General features: G+C 72.0%; 22 protein-coding genes. 12 read left to right on the top strand and 10 right to left on the bottom strand.

All coding sequences use genetic code 11. The features are described from left to right. The first annotated feature begins 67 nt into the window (after positions 1-67). Positions 68-952: a MurR/RpiR family transcriptional regulator gene (locus tag ACFWGP_RS07200; RefSeq protein ID WP_231429939.1), complete on the top strand. Its 885-nt coding sequence runs from the start codon at positions 68-70 to the stop codon at positions 950-952. A 138-nt stretch (positions 953-1,090) separates the two neighbouring features. Here ACFWGP_RS07200 and ACFWGP_RS07195 read toward each other — a convergent pair whose 3' ends face one another. The 3 genes from ACFWGP_RS07195 to ACFWGP_RS07185 form a co-directional block, all read right to left on the bottom strand. Continuing rightward, positions 1,091-2,209 carry a YbdK family carboxylate-amine ligase gene (locus ACFWGP_RS07195; protein ID WP_376930515.1) on the bottom strand — a complete coding sequence of 373 codons (1,119 nt, stop codon included), beginning with the start codon at positions 2,207-2,209 and terminating at the stop codon, positions 1,091-1,093. Between the two features lie 75 nt (positions 2,210-2,284). Continuing rightward, complete coding sequence (locus ACFWGP_RS07190) at positions 2,285-2,860, bottom strand: DUF2510 domain-containing protein (protein WP_376930514.1); 576 nt, start codon at positions 2,858-2,860, stop codon at positions 2,285-2,287. A 107-nt stretch (positions 2,861-2,967) separates the two neighbouring features. After that, positions 2,968-3,540 carry a VanZ family protein gene (locus tag ACFWGP_RS07185; protein ID WP_231429942.1) on the bottom strand — a complete coding sequence of 191 codons (573 nt, stop codon included), beginning with the start codon at positions 3,538-3,540 and terminating at the stop codon, positions 2,968-2,970. A gap of 373 nt (positions 3,541-3,913) precedes the next feature. Here ACFWGP_RS07185 and ACFWGP_RS07180 point away from each other — a divergent pair, with 373 nt between their 5' ends. The 4 genes from ACFWGP_RS07180 to ACFWGP_RS07165 all read left to right on the top strand — a co-directional run bounded on the left by ACFWGP_RS07180 (position 3,914) and on the right by ACFWGP_RS07165 (position 6,274). Then, positions 3,914-4,117, top strand: coding sequence for a cold-shock protein (locus ACFWGP_RS07180; RefSeq protein WP_231429943.1), 204 nt, complete (start codon positions 3,914-3,916; stop codon positions 4,115-4,117). A 212-nt stretch (positions 4,118-4,329) separates the two neighbouring features. Beyond that, complete coding sequence (locus tag ACFWGP_RS07175) at positions 4,330-5,424, top strand: fatty acid desaturase (protein ID WP_374201160.1); 1,095 nt, start codon at positions 4,330-4,332, stop codon at positions 5,422-5,424. A 107-nt stretch (positions 5,425-5,531) separates the two neighbouring features. Then, on the top strand, positions 5,532-5,738 hold the full coding sequence (locus ACFWGP_RS07170) for a cold-shock protein (RefSeq protein WP_159602901.1): 207 nt from the start codon (positions 5,532-5,534) through the stop codon (positions 5,736-5,738). A 209-nt stretch (positions 5,739-5,947) separates the two neighbouring features. Beyond that, positions 5,948-6,274 (top strand): zf-TFIIB domain-containing protein, encoded by a 327-nt coding sequence (locus ACFWGP_RS07165; protein ID WP_231429944.1) that lies wholly within the window; start codon positions 5,948-5,950, stop codon positions 6,272-6,274. Positions 6,275-6,349: 75 nt separating this feature from the next. Here the strand turns inward: ACFWGP_RS07165 and ACFWGP_RS07160 are convergent, their stop codons facing one another. Both ACFWGP_RS07160 and ACFWGP_RS07155 read right to left on the bottom strand, forming a co-directional pair. Further along, the gene (locus tag ACFWGP_RS07160) at positions 6,350-7,183 is read right to left on the bottom strand and encodes an aldo/keto reductase (protein WP_275505364.1); all 834 of its coding nucleotides are present in this window, start codon (positions 7,181-7,183) and stop codon (positions 6,350-6,352) included. A gap of 35 nt (positions 7,184-7,218) precedes the next feature. Next, positions 7,219-8,454 (bottom strand): MFS transporter, encoded by a 1,236-nt coding sequence (locus ACFWGP_RS07155; RefSeq protein WP_376930513.1) that lies wholly within the window; start codon positions 8,452-8,454, stop codon positions 7,219-7,221. Positions 8,455-8,574: 120 nt separating this feature from the next. Here ACFWGP_RS07155 and ACFWGP_RS07150 point away from each other — a divergent pair, with 120 nt between their 5' ends. Continuing rightward, positions 8,575-9,027, top strand: a complete 453-nt coding sequence (locus ACFWGP_RS07150; protein ID WP_231429947.1) for a MarR family winged helix-turn-helix transcriptional regulator — start codon at positions 8,575-8,577, stop codon at positions 9,025-9,027. An 88-nt stretch (positions 9,028-9,115) separates the two neighbouring features. On the opposite strand, the gene ACFWGP_RS07145 is transcribed toward ACFWGP_RS07150, so the two are convergent. Then, on the bottom strand, positions 9,116-9,541 hold the full coding sequence (locus ACFWGP_RS07145; RefSeq protein ID WP_275505366.1) for a VOC family protein: 426 nt from the start codon (positions 9,539-9,541) through the stop codon (positions 9,116-9,118). 213 nt (positions 9,542-9,754) lie between these two features. On the opposite strand from ACFWGP_RS07145, the gene ACFWGP_RS07140 reads away from it, so the two are divergent. Genes ACFWGP_RS07140 through ACFWGP_RS07130 form a run of 3 tightly spaced genes read left to right on the top strand, consistent with a single transcriptional unit; the run spans position 9,755 to position 11,134 of the window. Beyond that, positions 9,755-10,183, top strand: coding sequence for a helix-turn-helix transcriptional regulator (locus ACFWGP_RS07140; RefSeq protein WP_231429949.1), 429 nt, complete (start codon positions 9,755-9,757; stop codon positions 10,181-10,183). After that, positions 10,180-10,650 carry an SRPBCC family protein gene (locus tag ACFWGP_RS07135; protein ID WP_231429950.1) on the top strand — a complete coding sequence of 157 codons (471 nt, stop codon included), beginning with the start codon at positions 10,180-10,182 and terminating at the stop codon, positions 10,648-10,650. Before ACFWGP_RS07140 ends, ACFWGP_RS07135 begins: the two co-directional genes overlap by 4 nt. 43 nt (positions 10,651-10,693) lie before the next feature. Next, positions 10,694-11,134, top strand: coding sequence for a VOC family protein (locus tag ACFWGP_RS07130; protein WP_275505367.1), 441 nt, complete (start codon positions 10,694-10,696; stop codon positions 11,132-11,134). A gap of 122 nt (positions 11,135-11,256) precedes the next feature. Here the strand turns inward: ACFWGP_RS07130 and ACFWGP_RS07125 are convergent, their stop codons facing one another. The 3 genes from ACFWGP_RS07125 to ACFWGP_RS07115 form a co-directional block, all read right to left on the bottom strand. Further along, positions 11,257-11,874 carry a GyrI-like domain-containing protein gene (locus ACFWGP_RS07125; protein WP_231429952.1) on the bottom strand — a complete coding sequence of 206 codons (618 nt, stop codon included), beginning with the start codon at positions 11,872-11,874 and terminating at the stop codon, positions 11,257-11,259. Between the two features lie 97 nt (positions 11,875-11,971). Further along, positions 11,972-13,231, bottom strand: coding sequence for a sugar MFS transporter (locus ACFWGP_RS07120; RefSeq protein WP_275505368.1), 1,260 nt, complete (start codon positions 13,229-13,231; stop codon positions 11,972-11,974). 68 nt (positions 13,232-13,299) lie between these two features. Next, positions 13,300-15,708 carry a phosphoketolase gene (locus ACFWGP_RS07115; RefSeq protein ID WP_376930512.1) on the bottom strand — a complete coding sequence of 803 codons (2,409 nt, stop codon included), beginning with the start codon at positions 15,706-15,708 and terminating at the stop codon, positions 13,300-13,302. Between the two features lie 141 nt (positions 15,709-15,849). Here ACFWGP_RS07115 and ACFWGP_RS07110 point away from each other — a divergent pair, with 141 nt between their 5' ends. After that, complete coding sequence (locus tag ACFWGP_RS07110) at positions 15,850-16,776, top strand: AEC family transporter (RefSeq protein ID WP_376930511.1); 927 nt, start codon at positions 15,850-15,852, stop codon at positions 16,774-16,776. 43 nt (positions 16,777-16,819) lie between these two features. Continuing rightward, entirely contained in the window at positions 16,820-17,554 is a 735-nt protein-coding gene (locus ACFWGP_RS07105) for a DUF1353 domain-containing protein (RefSeq protein ID WP_231429956.1), read from the top strand. 1 nt (position 17,555) lies between these two features. Here the strand turns inward: ACFWGP_RS07105 and ACFWGP_RS07100 are convergent, their stop codons facing one another. Then, positions 17,556-17,876: a hypothetical protein gene (locus tag ACFWGP_RS07100; RefSeq protein WP_275505372.1), complete on the bottom strand. Its 321-nt coding sequence runs from the start codon at positions 17,874-17,876 to the stop codon at positions 17,556-17,558. A gap of 96 nt (positions 17,877-17,972) precedes the next feature. On the opposite strand from ACFWGP_RS07100, the gene ACFWGP_RS07095 reads away from it, so the two are divergent. Further along, entirely contained in the window at positions 17,973-18,581 is a 609-nt protein-coding gene (locus ACFWGP_RS07095) for a TetR/AcrR family transcriptional regulator (RefSeq protein ID WP_275505373.1), read from the top strand. The last annotated feature ends 155 nt before the right edge of the window (positions 18,582-18,736 follow it).

Genomic DNA, 18,736 nt, shown 5'->3' with positions numbered 1-18,736 from the left:
CAGCAGGGCAGAGTGGTCACGACGGTGCGCAGCGGTGCACCGCAGAACGTAAGGAACCGGAACGGCGATGTCGGCGAACGTGCTCTCCTCCGTACGCGAGGCGCTGCCGCGCCTGAGCTCCTCCGAGGCGCGCGTCGCCGAGGCGATCATCGCCGACCCGACCCTCGTCGTCGACCTCACGATCACCGAGCTCGCGGGCGTGTGCGGCACGTCGCTGTCGACCGTCGCGAGGTTCTGCCAGACGCTCGGATACTCGGGGTACCGCGAGTTCCGCATGGAGGTCGCCAGCGCGGTCAGCCGCGAGGCGGCCGAGCGCGACCGCTTCGGCCTCGCGAACGTCGACATCGACCCCGATGACTCGGCCGCCGACGTCGTCGCGAAGATCGCGTTCCACGAGGTGCTCGCGATCGAGCAGACCGTCGAGGGGCTCGACACGACCGTGCTCGACGCGGTCGTCGACGCGATCGTCGCAGGCGCGCACGTCGACCTCTACGGCTTCGGCTCGAGCGGCCTCACCGCGCAGGACCTGCAGCAGAAGCTCGCCCGCATCGGCATGTCGGCGTTCTGCTCGGTCGACGTGCACCTCGCACTCGTCTCGGCGGCGCTGCGCCGCCCCGGTGACGTCGCGATCGGCATCTCGCACTCGGGCCTCACGGCCGAGACGAACCACGCGCTCGAGGTCGCCCGCGAGGCCGGCGCCACGACGGTCGCCATCACGAACTCGCCCGAGTCGCCCGTCGCCGAGGCGGCCGACTTCGTGCTCACGACGCACGCGCGGGAGTCGAGCTACCGCATGGGCGCGATGTCGAGCCGCATCGCGCAGCTCGCGGTCGTCGACTTCCTGTTCGTGCGGGTCGCCCAGCGTCGGGGCGACGCGGTCGCCGAGCCCCTCCAGCGCACCTTCGAGGTCACCGCCCGGCACCGGGTGCCGCCGCGGCGTCGGCCGGCCTGACCGGCGGCTGCGGCCGGTTCGCGATCGCCGGCCCTTGCGCACCCTCCGACAGGACGAGCGGGCAGACAGGCCCGCACGCCACCGTCGGTCGGCCGGCCCTGTCGAACCCGCGGATGCCTCGTGCCGGAGCGCGGCCCGTCAGCCCTCAGCGGTGAACGTCGCCTGGTAGAGCTCGCGCAGTCCGGCCATCCCCGACGCGGCGAACGCCGCCCGCTGCCGGGCGGCCCCCGTCCCGTGGTCGAGCAGCCGACCGAGCCCGAGTCGAACGAACTCCGCGTCGCCGCTCCGCTCGAGCGCGGGCGCCAGCAGTTCGAGCGCGTGCTCGACGACCTCGGCGGCCGGCCGCAGCTCGGCGAGCACGGGGTCGAACACGGTGCTCGACAGGCCGCGGTGCGCCGCGTGCAGGAGCGCCGCGCTCAGGAGCTCGGGCCCGGCCGCTGCGGACTCATCGGGCAGCACGGCGCTCGCCGCGCCGGGCCCGCCGACCGGGTCGGTGATGCTCTCGACGAGGGCGCGGCAGAGCGCGGCGACGAGCACCGACTCGCCGACCTCGAGCTGGGCGTCGGCGACCCGCACCTCGACGGTCGGCACGTGCGACGACAGCCGGGCGGTCCACATGACGACCGCGCGGTCCTCGGTGCCGCCGACGCCGATCAGCCGCTCGAGCCGGCGGTCGTAGTCGACCGCGTCGATGAACTCGGGCGGGGTGCCCGTCGTCGTCCAACGCCGGATCCCGACGTTGCGCCAGCTCTCGTACCCGGTGTCGTGGCCGCGCCAGATCGGCGAGTTCCCGGTGAGCGAAGCGAGGAGCGGCAGCCAGTGACGCGTCGCGTTGAGCGCGCGCACCGCGAGGTCGCGGTCGGTGACGCCGACGTGCACGTGCAGGCCCTGGATCTGGTGGTCGGCGATGACGCCCTGCATGTCGTCGACGATCCGCCGGTACCGCGGGGTGTCGGTGATCGTCGGGAACGGCAGCGCGTCGGGCGGGGTGCCGACGCTCGCGACGACGACCCCGAACCGCCGGGCCTCCGCCTCGAGCTCGCGCCGGAACCCCATGAGTGCGGCGGTCGCCTGCCCGGTCGTGTCGAACACCGCCGAGGCGTGCTCCACCTGCGCGGCGAGGAACTCGCGCTTCGCGACGGCGCGCCATGCCGGCTCGGCGGCGAGGTGCGCGAAGGCCTCGTCGGCAACGTCGACCGGACGGAGCGTGCGCGGGTCGAGGAAGACGAACTCCTCCTCGATGCCGAAGGTGGCCATCGACCCTCCTCTTCGATGCTCGAACTCTCGCGAGCGCGTGCCCCGTTGTCAAGGGGTCGACGCGCGCCGCGGCGGTCAGCCGAGCAGCGTCATCGCGATCGCCGAGGCGATCGCGATGGTGAGGGTTCCCGCGGCGAGGGAGGCGAGCACGAGCAGGGCCACCTGGCCGACCGAGAGATCGTCGCGCGGGTGCGCCGGCGCGAGCCCGTAGACCGACACGGATGCCGCGGGCCGATCGGTCGGCGTCGGCACGGTCGTGTGCTCGGGGACGAACCGGATCGTGCGCGTGACGTGGGCGTCGTCGTCCTCCGAGGCGGCGACGAGCGCGGCGAGCACGGGGTCTGCGCCTCCGGCGCCGTGCTCGTGCTCCGGGGCGATGGCCGCGCCCGGTGCGCCGGCCGTATCCGGTGCGATGGCCGCGGGCGGCGCGGGCGGCGCGGGCGGCGCGGGCGGCGCGGCGGGCTCCTCGACGGGCGTCGACTCGGCGGGCGCCGACTCGACTGGCGTCGACTCGACTGGCGTCGACTCGACTGGCGTCGACTCGATCGGCTTCGGCACGGTGTGCGGAGTCCAGCCCCGCCCGTCCCAGTAGCGCAGCGCCGAGGCATCCGCCTCGTCGTCGTACCAGCCCGGCGCGCGCCGCTCAGCCATGCGCGACCGCCCGCACGCGAGGCGCCCGCACGGTGCGCAGCGAGCGCCGGATCGCGACGATCGCGGGTACGGCGGAGGAAGTCACCAGCCGAGTGTACGTGGGCGCGCTAGGCCGCGCGATCGGCAGAACTCCCCATGGCGGCGAGTGCCGGTTCGTGGTTCGCCCGGGCCGGATCGGGGGCGGTCGCCGACGGGTACGCGAACGCCGGCAGGTCGGCGGTCGCGGCGTCGATCGCCTCGACGGGGGAGCGCACCTCGGTCGCCGCGACGGCACCCGCGCGACGCACCATGCGGGCCGTCTGCACGAGCACGACGCCCACGACGGTGCCGGCGGTGTTCATCACGAGGTCGCGCGGATCGGAGATGCGGTCGGGCTCGGGCAGCTGGATGAGCTCGATGACCGTGGCGAAGCCGAGCCCCGCGAGCATCGCGAGCGGCCAGAGCCGTCGCGCGATGAGCAGCGCGGCGAGGGCGCCGACGGGGATGAACAGGGCGACGTTGAAGGCGATCTCGGCGAGATAGCCGGTCGTCCACGTGACGGAGGCCGTCCACGCGTCGGGGTTCAGGATGCCGCCGTCGACCTGGTGGCTCGCGGTGCGCCACGGCGCCGGACCGATCGTCACCCACAGCACCACGGCCGCGTACGCGGCGGCGACGAGACCGAGGGGGCGGCGATCCATTCCTCGATTCTGCCCCGGATCGCCTGCGAGCGGGCTGGAATCCGCACAGAGTGTCCTGAGAACGCGAATCGGCCGGCGATGCGCGACATCACGCCGAATGTCACGATCCGGTCGCGACCGGGTGTGCGGGCGCGCGCGAGCATATAGGGTGGCGATCACTGATTCCTCCATCATGCGGGCACACGCCCGCGCCTCCATCTGATTGCCCGGAGGCGGATCGATCCGCGTGGCATGACCCGATACGAGCCGGCGGATGCCCGAGTGCAACCCCGCCACTCGCCCCTCGCCCGGGCGGCACCCGTCGCCCGAGCAGCGATCGAGAGTCGATCGCATCGGGTCGCAGGTGCGGCCCGCACGACAGAAGGACAGCAGTATGGCAACCGGAACCGTCAAGTGGTTCAACGCCGAAAAGGGCTTCGGCTTCATCGCCCCCGACGACGGCTCGGCCGACGTCTTCGCGCACTTCAGCGCGATCACGGGCTCGGGCTACCGCTCGCTCGAAGACGGCCAGCGGGTCGAGTTCGAGGTCGCACAGGGCCCCAAGGGCCTGCAGGCGGAGAACATCCGCGCCGTCTAGGCGCCGGCTCCAGAACGCCGTCGCAGCCTCGGGCTGCGGCGGCGTTCGCTGTCTCCGCCGCCGGACCCGACTCACCGGACGGGTGCAGTCCCGGCCCGCACCGCGGAAATCTCCCAGCACGTTCCCATGCGTTTCCCGTAGAGTCGAAGCATCTGCAGCGAGTAGTCACTCGCGAACCCCGGCTGGGAAGTCGACGAAAAGCTGGGAACACCATCTCTCACACCGAATCCCTCGGTGCGATCCGGGCGACGAAGCCCCGCACCGGTACTGCCGACATCACACGCAGTTACACCGCCCTCTCCCGGGTCGTTCGCGAGTCCGGCCTCCTGAACCGCACGCGGTGGTTCTACCTCGCTCTCGTCATCACCCTGACCCTCGCCCTCGGCGGGGCGATCACCGGTTTCATCCTGCTCGGCGACTCCTGGTTCCAGCTGCTCATGGCCGGCGCGCTCGGCCTGATCTTCACGCAGTTCGCCTTCCTCGCGCACGAGGCGTCGCACCGGCAGGTGCTCGAGTCCGGCCCGGCCAACGACCGCGTCGGCCGCATCCTCGCGGCCGGGGTCGTCGGCATCAGCTACACGTGGTGGATGACGAAGCACACCCGTCACCACGCGAACCCGAACAAGCTCGGCAAGGACCCCGACATCGACTTCGACACGATCTCGTTCGTCGAAGCCGATGCCGAGAAGCAGCGCGGGCTCATGGCGCTCATCACGCGCAAGCAGGGCTACCTGTTCTTCCCGCTGCTCACCCTCGAGGGGCTCAACCTCCACTTCCGCTCGATCCGCACGCTCTTCGACCGCGGCCCCGTCAAGGGCCGCTGGATCGAGCTCAGCCTCATCGCGGCGCGCTTCGCCGTGTACCTCGGTGCGATCTTCTGGGTGCTGCCGCTCGGCATGGCGTTCGCCTTCATCGGCGTGCAGCTCGCCGTGTTCGGCGTCTACATGGGCGCCTCGTTCGCGCCGAACCACAAGGGCATGCCGATCATCCCCGCCGACGCGAAGCTCGACTTCCTCTCGAAGCAGGTGCTCACCTCGCGCAACGTGTCGGGCGGCCTGTGGGCCAGCGCCCTGCTCGGCGGACTCAACTACCAGGTGGAGCACCACCTGTTCCCGAACATGCCCCGACCGCATCTCGCCAAGGCGCGCGAGATCGTCCGCGAGCACTGCCGCACGCTCGGCGTGCCCTACACGGAGACGACGCTGCTGCGTTCGTACGGCATCGTCATCCGCTACCTCAATCGCGTCGGACTCTCCGCACGCGACCCGTTCGACTGCCCGATGGTGAACCAGTTCCGTCGGGTCTGAACTCCACACGCTTCCGGCGGCGGACGTCGCCGTCGGAACCCCGCACGACCTCGCGTCGTGCACGTCGCAGCCGCCCCGGCGGCTCGGCTTTACAGAAGGAAAAGAATATGGCTACCGGAACCGTCAAGTGGTTCAACGCCGACAAGGGCTTCGGCTTCATCGCTCCCGACGACGGCAGCGCCGACGTCTTCGCGCACTTCAGCGCGATCGCGTCGGGCGGCTACCGCTCGCTCGAGGAGAACCAGAAGGTCGAGTTCGAGACCGCCCGCGGCCCCAAGGGTCTGCAGGCTGAGAACATCACCGTCATCGGCTGATTCTCGCCTCCTAGCGGGCCCGGCCGGTCGCATCGACAACCGGGCCCGCGACACCGAGCGGATGACTCGGCAGCCGCCTCCTCGCGAGGCTGGCGCCGGGCATCCGCTCGCGTGCGTTCCGGGTGCCCCACGGTCCGCCGACGGCCCGGTGAGCGGATGCCCAGCTTCGATCCCTACGCTCGGGAGCACGACCCCGAGGAGGAGCCCCGATGCAGTGCCCCAGTGACGGAACCGTGCTCGTGATGAGCGAGCGCAGCGGCATCGAGATCGACTACTGCCCGACGTGTCGAGGCGTCTGGCTCGACCGTGGCGAGCTCGACAAGATCGTCGAGCGCGCCAGCCGCGAGTTCGGCGGCGGCCAGGCCGCTCCGCAGGCGCCTGCCGCTCCGCGGCCGCCCCAGCAGCCGGCCTACGGCCAGCAGCCCTACGACAACCGCGGCTACGACAACCGCGGCTACGACGACCGCGGGTACGGCGACCAGGGCTACTACCGCAAGAAGAAGAAGGAGAGCTGGCTCTCCGAGCTCTTCGACTGAGTCTTCCGCGCTCGGATGCCGCGGCGTCGACCCTCTCGCGGGGCGGCGCCGCGGCATCCGTCGTTCTGGAGGCGGTCAGGCCGCGTGGAACTCCGCCGGGTGAGGGCCGGTGCGACCGTCGCGCTCGAGCGCGTCGATCGCGTCGAGCTCGGCGGCGGTGAGGTCGAACCCGAACACGTCGAGGTTCGCCGCGATGCGCGACGGCGTGACCGACTTCGGGATCACGATGCGCCCCTGCTGCAGGTGCCAGCGCAACACGACCTGCGCCGGGGTGACGTCGTGGCGGGCGGCGATGCCGGTGACCGCGTCCTCACCGAGCACGGCGCCCTGCGCGAGCGGGCTCCACGCCTCGGTGAGGACGCCGTGGCGCGTGTTCGCCGCGACGGTGGCGCGGTTCTGCATGGCGGGGTGCAGCTCGACCTGGTTGACGGCGGGCACGACGTCGGTCTCGGCGATCAGCCGCTCGAGATGCGCGGGCTCGAAGTTCGAGACGCCGATCGCACGCACGCGACCCTCGGCGTAGAGCCGCTCGAGCGCCCGCCAGGTGTCGACGTAGCGGTCGCGTTCGGGCGTCGGCCAGTGCACGAGGTAGAGGTCGAGTCGGTCGAGCCCGAGCTTGCGGAGGCTCTCGTCGAAGGCGCGCAGGGTCTGGTCGAAGCCCTGGTCGGAGTTCCAGACCTTGGTCGTCACGAACAGCTCGTCGCGGGCGAGGCCCGACTCGGCGAGGGCTCGGCCGACGCCGGTCTCGTTGCCGTAGATCGCCGCGGTGTCGATGCTGCGGTAGCCCGCCTCGAGTGCGGCGGCGACCGCGGCGGTCGTGTCGGCGTCGGGCACCTGGTAGACGCCGAATCCGAGCTGCGGCATCTGCACGCCGTTGTTGAGGGTGGCCGTGGGCACGGTGGGGTTCATGGTTTCGCTTTCCGTGGTGGGTGGTCGGGCGGGGCTCAGTGAGCCGCAGCGGGGGTCGGAGAGGTCGCGGGGCCGGCCTGCGCCGAGGCATCCCGCCTCGAGGCCGACGCGGCGCCGGCGCGTCGCGCGGTCACCGCCGCGACGGTCATCACGGCGAGCGCCGCGAGGGTGATCACGGCGCCCGTCGCGATCGGCGACGTGTAGCCGAGGCCGGCCGCGATCGTGGCGCCGCCCGCCCATGCGCCGAGCGCGTTGCCGAGGTTGAAGGCCGCGATGTTCGCGCCCGAGGCCAGCGTCGGCGCCCCGGCGGCGTATCGCATGATGCGGCTCTGCAGCCCGGGCACGGTGCCGAAGCCGAACGCGCCCATGAGCACCAGCAGCACGATCGTCGCGGCAGGGCTGAACGCGAGCCAGGCGAACAGGGCGAGCACGACGACGAGGGCGGCGATGAAGGCGAGCAGGGTGCCGTCGATCGAGCGATCGGCGAGCCGGCCGCCGGCCCAGTTGCCGACGACGAGGCCGGCGCCGAAGAGCACGAGCAGCCAGGGCACGGTGCCCGCGGCGAAGCCGCTGACCTCGGTGAGCGTGTAGGCGATGTAGGTGAAGGCGCCGAACATGCCGCCGAAGCCGAGCACGGTGACGGTGAGCGAGAGCCAGACCTGGCTGGATCGGAAGGCGCCGAGTTCGCGACGCAGGCTCGGGGCCGAGGTCGTCGTGCCGGTGGCCCGGGCGACGGGTACGAGGGCCGCGACGCCGACGAGGGCGATGACCCCGATGGCCGAGATGGCCCAGAAGGTCGCGCGCCAGCCGAACTGCTGGCCGATGAAGGTGCCGAACGGCACGCCGAGCACGTTGGCGGCGGTGAGGCCGGTGAACATGACGGCGATCGCGCCGGCCGCCCTCTCTGGGGCGACGAGGCTCGCGGCGACGACCGAGCCGATGCCGAAGAACGCGCCGTGGCAGAGGGCGGCGACGATGCGGCCGGTCATCATGAGCTCGTAGCTCGGGGCCATCGCCGAGATCGCGTTGCCTGCGATGAAGAGCACGAGCAGGCCCATGAGCACGGGTTTCCTCGGGAGGCGGACGGTGGCCGCGGTGAGGCCGAGCGCGCCGACGACGACCGCGAGCGCGTACCCGGAGATGAGCCAGCCGGCCGCGGCCTCGCTCACGCCGAAGTCGGCGGCCACCTCCGGCAGCAGGCCCATGATGACGAACTCGGTGAGCCCGATGCCGAAACCGCCGATGGCGAGTGCGATGAGTCCGAGTGGCATGCGCCGCCTCCTGATACAGTGGAAGACAATTAGTTGCAGACGCGTTCTATTGCGTGAGCGACCTAAATACTTGCACACGCAAATAGAAAGCGCAAGCAACTATTTTTCGAAGGAGGCACCATGGGCATCGCCGACGACGCCGTCGAGGTGCGTGCGCAGGGATGGCGCACGCTCGCGGCCCTGCACGGGCTCATCGAATCAGAGCTCGAGCGGGCGCTCGGCTCGGCCGTCGACCTGTCGGTCGTCGAGTACACGGTGCTCGACGCGCTGAACCGGCAGGACGGCTGGCACATGCGCATGCAGCAGCTCGCCCGTGCCACGGCGCTGAGCCCGAGCGCGACCACCCGCCTCGTCAACCGGCTCGAGGACCGCGCCCTGCTCACCCGCATCCTCTGCGCCGACGATCGGCGCGGCATCTACACCGAGCTGACCCCGGCCGGGCGCGCGCTCTACGAGCGCGCGCGCCCGATCCACGACGAGACGCTCGAGCGAGTGCTCGCCGAGGCGTCCGCGCAGCCCGAACTCGCGCCCGTCGTCGACGCCCTGCACACGGCCGCGCCCGTCGCGGGCTGACCGCGGGCGGCGTCGCCCGCCGAGGCCGCCCGAACACCAGGGCGCCCGGGCGGAGCGCCCGGACGCCTCGTCATCGTGGGTCGGCGTCTCAGCCCTGGGCTTCGCCCCCGATGTTCACGAGCCAGGTGACGCCGTAGCCGTCGACGCACATGCCGAAGGCGTCGCCCCACGGGGCGACCTCGAGCGGCACGATCTCGGACCCCGACGCCAAGAGCTTCTCCCAGTAGCCGCGCAGTGTCGCGTCGTCCTCGGGCCCGCCGGAGAGCGAGACCGAGATGTTGCTCGTGGTCGCGGCCGGCGGCATGTGACTCGGCGTGTCGGCGGCCATGAGCACGAGACCCCCGTCGCCCTCGAGCTGGCCGTGCATGATCTTGTCGGCGTCGCCCGGATCGTCGGCCTGCCCGAACTCGGCGAACGTGCTCATCGTGAGCTCGCCGCCGAACACCGAGTGGTAGAACTCGAGCGCTGCGCGGGCGTCGTCCTGGAAGTTGAGGTACGGGTTGAGCCGAGCCATGGTGCGTCCCTTCGTCGAGGTGTGCGGTCAGGGCCGATGATTCTCGCTCGTCGCGCACGCCGCAAGCCCCGGTTCGCACCGCGCCGCCGGGGCGTCGCAGGCCGGGATGCCTCGTGACCGGACGAATCTCGAACGAGGTCTTGACGCCGACGTGCGACCGTCGTACTCTTAATCAACCAAACGGTTGATCAAAGAACAGGTTGAGGAGGAGTGATGATCGTGGACCCGAGCGCGGACGACCGGCTCGATCGCGCGTTCATGGCTCTCGCCGACCCGGTGCGCCGGCGCATCATCGCCCGGCTGAGCCGCGGGCCGGCGACCGTCAACGAGCTCGCCGACCCGTTCGAGATCACCAAGCAGGCCGTCTCGAAGCACATCCAGGTGCTCGAGCACGCGGGTCTCGTCACACGCACTCGCGACGCGCAGCGTCGCCCCGTGCACCTCGACCCGGCGGCCCTCGAAGCCCTCACCGCGTGGATCGACCGCTACCGGCTGATCCACGAGCAGCAGTTCCGTTCACTGGATGCGCTGCTCGCCGAAGACCGCGGCACCGACGTCGCGGCATCCGAAGCCGACCAGGTCGGCGACATCTCCGAGCGCGGCCGACCGGCCGCGCCGCACACGAAAGAGACAGGACAATGACGAACCCCGTCACCATCACCGCCCCCGAGGGGCTGCCCTTCATCGAGATCGAGCGCGAGTTCGACGCCCCCGTCGAGGCGGTGTTCGAAGCGCACCGCGACCCGGCGCTCGTGAAGCAGTGGCTCGGGCCGAACGGCTACGAGATGAGCATCGAGCGCTGGGACTTCGTCTCCCAGGGCGGGTACCGCTACGTGCACACCGACACCGACGGCGCCGACTGGGCGTTCAACGGCACGTTCCACTCGGTGCGCGACAACGAGCTCGCGATCCAGACCTTCGAGTTCGAGGGGTACCCCGACGTCGTCGCGATCGAGTCGCTCACGTTCGAGGACCTCGGCGGCGGGCGCTCGAAGCTCCGCATCCACTCGGTCTACCCGACCGTCGAGAGCCGCGACGGCATGGTCGCGAGCGGCATGGAGCGCGGCGTCACCGAGGGATACGCCCGCCTCGAGTCGCTCGTCGCCTGACCTGCTCGGCGAACCGGCGACACACGACGAAACGGAGCACATCATGGACTGGACCCTCGAGGTGGTCATCGTTCCGGTGGCCGACATCGATCGCGCGATCGAGTTCTACCGCGACCGCGTCGGCTTCGAGCTCGATCACCACACCGTCAACGAGCACATGGATGTCGCGCAGCTGACTCCGCGCGGATCCGGATGCTCGATCGTCGTCGGCGACCTGCCGACCCAGCGCGAGATGGCCCCCGGTTCGCTCAAGGGCCTGCAGCTCGTCGTCGCCGACGCCGAGGCGGCCCGGGCCGAGCTCGTCGGGCGCGGCGTCGAGTGCAGCGAGATCGTGGTGTTCGACGAGCGCGACGGCGGCACCTTCTTCGGCTTCGCCGACCCCGACGGCAACTCGTGGGCGGTGCAGCAGATCAAGGCCCGTGCCGAGCGCCCGCTCATCCCCGTCGAGGCGCGGCAGCGCTTCGGTGCCGAGCAGGAGGGCTGAGCGGGCCGCCATGCGGCGCCACGATCTCGGAGATCGTCACGGCCTCGGACGCATCCGTCGGATGGATCCGAAGGGCTGCGGATCTCCGAGATCGTGGCGCGCGCTGCGACCCGGGCGGGTGGTCAGGTCGCGCGGGCTACGGGCTGCCGCAGGATCGTGCGCAGCTTCTCGGGGGCCGTGCGGCGCGGGTCTCCGAGGTAGACCTCGTGGTGCAGCCCGTTGAAGCGCAGGCCGTGCCCCGGCATGAACTCGTCGTGCAGTCGCGCGAGCGTCGGCCCCTCGTCGTCGTAGGAGCCGATGTGCAGGGTCTGCACGCTGAGGCCCTCGTCGAGGGTCTCGAGCCGCACCCGCGAGGCGGCGGGCGCCTTCGCGGCGGCCTCGGCGACCGCGGCCTCGAACCGCTCGAGCTCGAGCCAGTCGGGCTGCCAGATCATCATCGTCCACGACCAGGCGGACTTCTCGCGGCTGACGAACGTCGCCGGGTCGTCGGCGCCCCACAGGCCCTCGAGCGGACCCACGACGTGGTCTCGATCGAGTTCGCGCTTCAGGGCGAACTTCGCCGCGTACGAGACGGCGTAGAGCGCCTCGACCGCCGCGGCGTACTCGGGTGCGGTATTCGGGTCGCCGCGGCCGTCGACCATCGCGTACCGGAGCGGCGGCACCTCGACGAGGTCGAATCGGCCGCGCCGCGCGGTGTAGCTCGCGATCTCGCGCTTGGGGTCGAACTTCGTCGTCGCCATGCCGCCCATCATGCCGCGGCCGGCCGACACCGCCCTGATCGAGCGGGCACCGAGTGCGCCCGGTGCGGGCGCGACGGGCCGGTGCGCGAGCCGCGGCTCAGGCGTCGACCGCGGCGGTCGAGCCGGTGCTCGTGGTCGCGGCAGTCGTGACCTCGGCCGGCCGGCGCCGCACCTGCCCCGCGACCGAGAGGCTCAGGATCATCACCGCACCGACGGCGAGCAGCGCGTAGCGGGCGCCGACCTCGTCGGCGAGGAGCCCGAGCAGCGGCGGCGCGGCGAGCGACGAGATCGTCGAGAACGACGTCACGACCGAGACCCGTTGCCCCGCCCTCGACGGGTCGTCGGACGCCGCCGAGATCGCGATCGGGTTGCCGAGCGCGGTGCCGCAGCCCCACAGCACGATGCCGACCCATGCGATCGCGAGGTTCGGCCCGAAGACGAAGAGGGCGAGACCGACGAGCGACGAGACGCCCGACGCGCGCAGCACGGCGACCCGGCCGAACCGGTCGATGAGCCCGGTACCGACGAAGCGGAACACCGTCATCGCCCCGACGAACGTGCCGTACGCGACGGCGCCGATCGCCTCGGTCGACGCGAACCCGTCGACGACCGCGAGCGTGAGCCACGTCGTCGCGGCGCCCTCCGCGAGCGACGCGGCGAGCAGCACGACGCCGAGCAGCAGCGTGCGCGGCTCGAGCCAGGCGCCGAGCGCCGAGCGCACCGCCTGCCGGTTGCGCGCGCCCGTGGCCGTGGCGTCGACCGAACCGGTCGCGGTCGAGACGGGCTGGCGAGCGGTGTACGCCGTCGACGGCGTGATGAGCAGCGCCCGAAGCACGGTCACCGCCGCCGTCACGACGACGACCTGCGTCGCGACGTGCACCTCGGCGAACGCGAAGGCCCCGGCGATGAGCGCCCCGCCGGCCGCCCCGATCGAGAAGGCGGCGTGGAACTGGGGCAGTACCGCCCGGCCGAGCCGCTGCTCGACCGCGGCCGCGTTGATGTTGATCGGCACGTTGACGAAGGCGCCGCAGAGCCCGTTCACGAACATGCCGGCGACGAAGAATCCGAGCCCCCAGCCGGTCAGGCCCGCGGCATCCAGCCCGAACCCGACCACGTTGCCGACGGTGCCCGCGACGAGCACGTTGCGGCTGCCGAAGCGGGCGACGATCGCCCCGATCGTGAGCGCGCCGATGAGCGAGCCGATGCCGCCGATGATGAGCAGCGAGCCGAGCTGCAGTGCGCTGATGTCGAGCGCCGTGCGGATCGACGGCATGCGGCTCATCCACGAGACCTGGATGAAGCCGAACAGGGCGAACTGGGCCATGAGCGACCAGCGGGCGCGGGAGACGGTGGGCACGCGCCGAGGCTATCAGTCAGGATCCCTTACTCGACCGCGGGTTCCAGACATCGAGCCGTGCATTCCGGTCAGTCGGGCCGTGCTTCGAAGCGCCACTCCGTGATCCAGCCCGGGTCTTCGCCGTGCTCGTACGCGTACTCGCGCGCGGCGACGCGGGCGGCATGCCACTCCTCGGCGACCTCGGCGACGCCGGGCCGGGACGCGAGCCCGGGCACTCGGCGCACGACGTCGAGGGCGAGCCGGTAGCGGTCGAGGTCGTTGAGGTGCAGCATGTCGAACGGCGTCGTCGTGGTGCCGCGCTCGGCGAAGCCGCGCACGTGCAGGTTCGCGTGGTTCGTGCGGCGATACGCGAGCTGGTGGATGAGCGACGGGTACCCGTGGAACGCGAAGACCACCGGCGCCGACCGCGTGAAGATCGCGTCGAACTCGTCGTCGGTCAGGCCGTGCGGATGCCGCGACAGGTCCTGCAGCCGCATCAGGTCGACCACGTTGACGAGCCGCACCCGCAGCTCGGGCAGGCGCTCGCGCAGCAGCTGTGCCGCGGCGATCGCCTCCACGGTCGGCACGTCGCCCGCGCACGCGAGCACCACGTCGGGTTCGGACGCCTCGGGGTCGGCCGGATCGAACCCGGGCTCGTTGCCCGCCCACGACCACACCCCGAGCCCGGCGGCCACGTGCGCGTCGGCCTCGTCGGGCGAGAGCCACTGCTGCTGCGGCTGCTTGCCGGCGACCACGACGTTCACCCGGTTGCGGGTGCCGAACGCATGGCGCATGGTCGCGAGCAGCGTGTTCGCGTCGGGCGGCAGCGAGACCCGCACGATCTCGGCCTGCTTGTTGACGACGACGTTCAGGAACCCGGGGTCCTGGTGCGAGAAGCCGTTGTGGTCCTGGCGCCAGACGTGCGACGAGAGCAGGTAGGTGAGGCTTGCGACGTCGGCCCGCCACGGCACCTCGCGTGCCGACTCGAGCCACTTCGCGTGCTGGTTGAACATCGAGTCGACGATGTGGATGAACGCCTCGTAGCTCGTGATGAGCCCGTGCCGGCCGGTGAGCAGGTAGCCCTCGAGCATGCCCTGCATGAGGTGCTCGCTGAGCGCCTCGATGACCCGGCCGCGCCGGGCGAGGTGCTCGTCGAGCGGGAGCATCGCCTCGGCCCACACGCGGTCGGTGACCTCGAAGACGGCACCGAGCCGATTCGACAGCACCTCGTCGGGGCCGAACAGCCGGAACGTGCCGGGGTTCTCGCGCAGCACATCGGCGAGCCAGGTGCCGAAGACCCGGGTCGCCTCGCCCGTGACGCCGCGCTCGCCCGGCGCCACGTCGACGGCCCGCGGCCGGGTCGGCGGCAGGTCGATCGGGCGCACGATGCCGCCGTTCGCGTGCGGGCTCGCGCTCATGCGAAGCTCGCCGCGCGGCCGCATCGCGTCGAGCTCGGCGACGGGCCGGCCCGCCTCGTCGAACAGCTCCTCGGGGCGGTACGAACGCAGCCAGCCCTCGAGCATCGCGAGGTGCTCGGCGTTCTCGCGCACCTCCGCGAGCGGCACCTGGTGCGCGTGGAACGTGCCCTCGACCTGCACGCCGTCGACCACGCCGGGACCGGTCCAGCCCTTCGGCGTGCGCAGCACGATCGCCGGCCACCGCGCCGCCGCCGACGCGAAGGCCCCGGCCGAGGCATCCGCCCGGATCGAGGCGATGCGGTCGTACGCGACGTCGATCGCGTCGGCCAGGCGCGCGTGCACCGACATCGGGTCCTCGCTGTCGAAGCCGCCCGTGACGAGCAGCGGCTCGTAGCCGTTGCCGCGGAAGAAGTCGACGAGCTCGGCCTCGGGGATGCGTGCGAGCAGCGTCGGGTTCGCGATCTTGTAGCCGTTGAGGTGCAGGATCGGCAGCACCGCGCCGTCGGTCGTCGGGTCGAGGAAGGCGTGGCCGCGCCAGCTCGCGGCGAGCGGCCCGGTCTCGGCCTCGCCGTCGCCGATCACGCACGCGACGACGAGCCCGGGGTTGTCGAGCGCCGCCCCGTAGGCGTGCATGAGGGCGTAGCCGAGCTCGCCCCCCTCGTTGATCGAGCCGGGCGTCTCGGGCGCCGCATGCGAGGGGATGCCGCCGGGGAACGAGAACTGCCGGAACAGCCTCGCCATGCCCGCCCGGTCGCCCGTCACGTCCGGGAACAGCTCGGAGTAGGTGCCGTCGAGCCACGCGTTCGCGACCATCGCCGGGCCGCCGTGACCCGGCCCGCAGACGTAGAGGGTCGGGGTGCCCCGCTCGACGACGGCGCGATTGAGGTGGGCGTAGACGAGGTTGAGCCCGGGGGAGGTGCCCCAGTGGCCGAGCAGGCGCGGCTTGATGTCAGCCGGCACGAGCGGCTCGTCGAGCAGGGGGTTCCGCATCAGGTAGATCTGCCCGACGCTCAGGTAGTTGGCGGCGCGCCACCACCGGTCGACGAGTTCGAGGGGAACCGCCCCGTGAGCTCCGGCCATCGTCTCCACCCCGTTCGACTCCGCCTGCCGCTACCGAGCCTAGGTCGCACCGTGGGCCCGGGGCCAGTGCCCCGGCGGGTCGAGGCGGGCGCGGCGACCGTCCCGACGCGCGCCGGAGGCCTCCCGGATAGGCTCGAACCGATGGGATCGGTGTTCACGGGCTTCGCGGTGATCGCGCTCGCCGTGTTCGTCGGCTGGCTCGCGGCCCGCACGGGCGTCGTCGGCCCCGAGGCCCGGCCGATCCTCGCCCGGTTGAACTTCAGCGTGCTCGCGCCGTTCCTCTTGTTCTCGGTGCTCGCGACGGCCGACGTCGGGGCCCTGTTCTCGGCCCTGCTGCCGGTCTCCGCGCTCGCCGCGGTGACGATGATGGTCGTCTTCGGCGTCGTGTCGATGCTCGCCTGGCGACGCAGCCTCGAGCGCACGGTGATCGGCTCGCTCGCCTCCGGTTACGTCAACGGCAACAACTTCGGCATCCCGATCGCGGTGTACATGCTCGGCGACGCCGCGTACTCGGCGCCCATCGTGCTGCTGCAGCTGCTGCTCTTCGCTCCGGTCGCGCTCGCCATCCTCGGCGCCCGCGTGCAGGGCAGGACCTCGGCGTGGCAGATCGTGCGGTCGACGTTCACCAACCCGATCATCGTCGGCTCGCTGCTCGGCGTCGCGGTCGCCGTGGCCGGCATCGAACTGCCGCCGATCGTGCTCGAGCCGGTCGAGCTCATCGGGCACGCGGCCGTGCCGCTCATGCTCATCTCGTTCGGCATGTCGCTCAACGGCCAGCGCCTGCTCGCGGCCGGCACCGGCCGGCGCGACGTGCTGCTCGCGACGACGCTGAAGCTCGTGGCGATGCCGGTCGTCGCGTCGCTGCTCGGCCGATTCGTCTTCGGCCTGGATGCCACCGCCCTGTACGCGGTCACCGTGCTCGCGGCGCTGCCGACGGCGCAGAACGTGTTCAACTACGCGCAGCGCTACGACACCGCCGAGATCGTCGCGCGCGACACGGTCTTCATCACGACGCTCGGCTGCCTGCCCGTGCTGCTCGGGCTCGCGCTCGTGCACTCCCTGGGATGACGGCGCCGGGCGCGATGATGGGGGAGAGCCAAGGAGGTCGCCCATGCCGTTCCTCGCCGACGACGGTGCACCGCTCGCCGAGCTGGGGCTCGCGCAACGACCGGCGGATGCCTCGCGGTTCGAGCTGACCGAGGCGTTCGCCTACCTCGACCCCGAGACGGGTCGCCGGTATCGGGTGCCCGCCCGCGGCGAGGCATCCCCGCCGCTCGCCGGCTTCTCGACCGACCTCGCCTCGGTGCCGACGCCGCTCTGGGGCATGATCGCGAGCTACGGGCGCCAGTCGGCGCCGGCCGTGCTGCACGACGCGCGCTCGCGCGAGGCCGACGCGCTCGGCGACCGACGGGCGGCGCTCGAGCAGCGGCGGGAGGACGACCGGGTGTTCCGCACGGCGCTGCGCGAGCAGGGCGTGCCGCGCCTGCGGGCCCGGCTCATGTGGGCGTGGGTCTCGGCCGATCGCGAGCGCTGGTTCGGCGGAGCCCGGGGGTGGGCCCTCGTGGTGCAGGCCGTCGTCGGTGCGCTCGTGCTCGTCGCGGCCTCGGTCGCCGCGTTCTGGTACCCGGCCTGGCTGCTCGCCTGGCCGGTGGTCGCGCTCGCCGTGCTCGTGCACGGCCGGCTGGCGGGACTCGTCGCGACGCTGACCTTCTCGATCGCCCTGCTGGGGCCGCTCGTGCTCGTGCAGCTCGCGGCGCTGCTGCCCTTCCGGCTGCTCGAGGCGCTCGTCGAGCTGGTGACGGGCGGCGACCCGCGCGGGGTCTGGCGGCCGACGCTCCGGCCCTGAGTCAGCGGCGGGCGGCGCGGCGTCGGGCGGCGCGGCGGCGGAGCGAGCCGTAGCCGCGCATGAGCTGCGGGACGACGACGTAGACCGCCGTCGGCACCACGACGAGCGTGAGCACGAGCGCGCGCAGCACGGGGTGCCACGACTCGGCGACCGGTGCGAGCGCGAGCATGCCGACGGCGACGAGGGGGAAGATCGCCAGCCACGTGATGATCGCCCGGACGTGGACGGAGGGCGGCGCGGCGGGTGCGGGTGCGACTGTGGGTGCGCCTGTGGGTGCGGGGGCCTGGGCGGCGACGGGATGCGTCGGGACGGTGGTGTCCATGGGTGCTGCTCCTCAATTTCCAACTGAATGGTTGTAATTGAAGCACGACGAGGGTTGAATCGCAACTGTTCAGTTGGAAATTGCTAGGATGGCCGCATGGCCTGGGACACCGAGCGCACGAAACGCCTCCTGCTCGACGCGGCGACCGAGGAGTTCAGCGCGCACGGCCTCGCTGGGGCGCGCATCGATCGCATCGCGGCTTCGGCCGGGGTCAACAAGGAGCGCATCTACCAGTACTTCGGCAAGAAGGACGAACTGTTCGAGACGGTCCTCGCGACGAGGCTCCGGGCCACGATGGACGACGTGCCGATGACGGGCGAGGGCCCCGAGGCCGTCGGCGACTACGCCGGCAGGCTCTTCGACCACCACATCGCCGACGGAGTCATCCCGAGGCTCGTCGCCTGGGAGGGGCTCGAACTCGGCACCGCGCCCGCAGCGGGTGCGGAGCGCCGCCGCTACCACGAGGAGAAGGCCGAGCGCTTCGCCGGCATGCTGCCCGGGGTCGACCGCGACACCGCCGGCGAGCTGCTGCTCACGATCGTCACGCTCGTCAACGGGTGGCCGGTGCTCGCGCAGCTCGACGAGCTGCTCGTGCCGGGTGCCGGCGGACGCGCCGCCGGTCGCGCCGCGCGGGTCGGGCGGCGGCGCGCCGCGATCGTCGGCATGGCGACGGCGGCAGCCAGGTCGGCGCTCGCGGGAGCGTGACCCGGCCGCACGCGAGCCGCCCGCCGAGGTTCAGGGACAACCCTGATCCTCGACGGGCGGCCGCTGCGTAGCGTTGACCTCAGATCGTCGCCGCGGCATTGCAGGGGGAACTGTCACCGCGGACGACGGCGATCGCGGCCGGCCGGCACCTCGGA

Source organism: Agromyces sp. NPDC127015 (genome assembly GCF_042725165.1).
In the GTDB taxonomy this organism is placed as follows: domain Bacteria; phylum Actinomycetota; class Actinomycetes; order Actinomycetales; family Microbacteriaceae; genus Agromyces; species Agromyces chromiiresistens.
The sequence above is the reverse complement of the archived record's forward strand: the minus strand, read 5'-3'. Positions and strand labels throughout refer to the sequence as shown.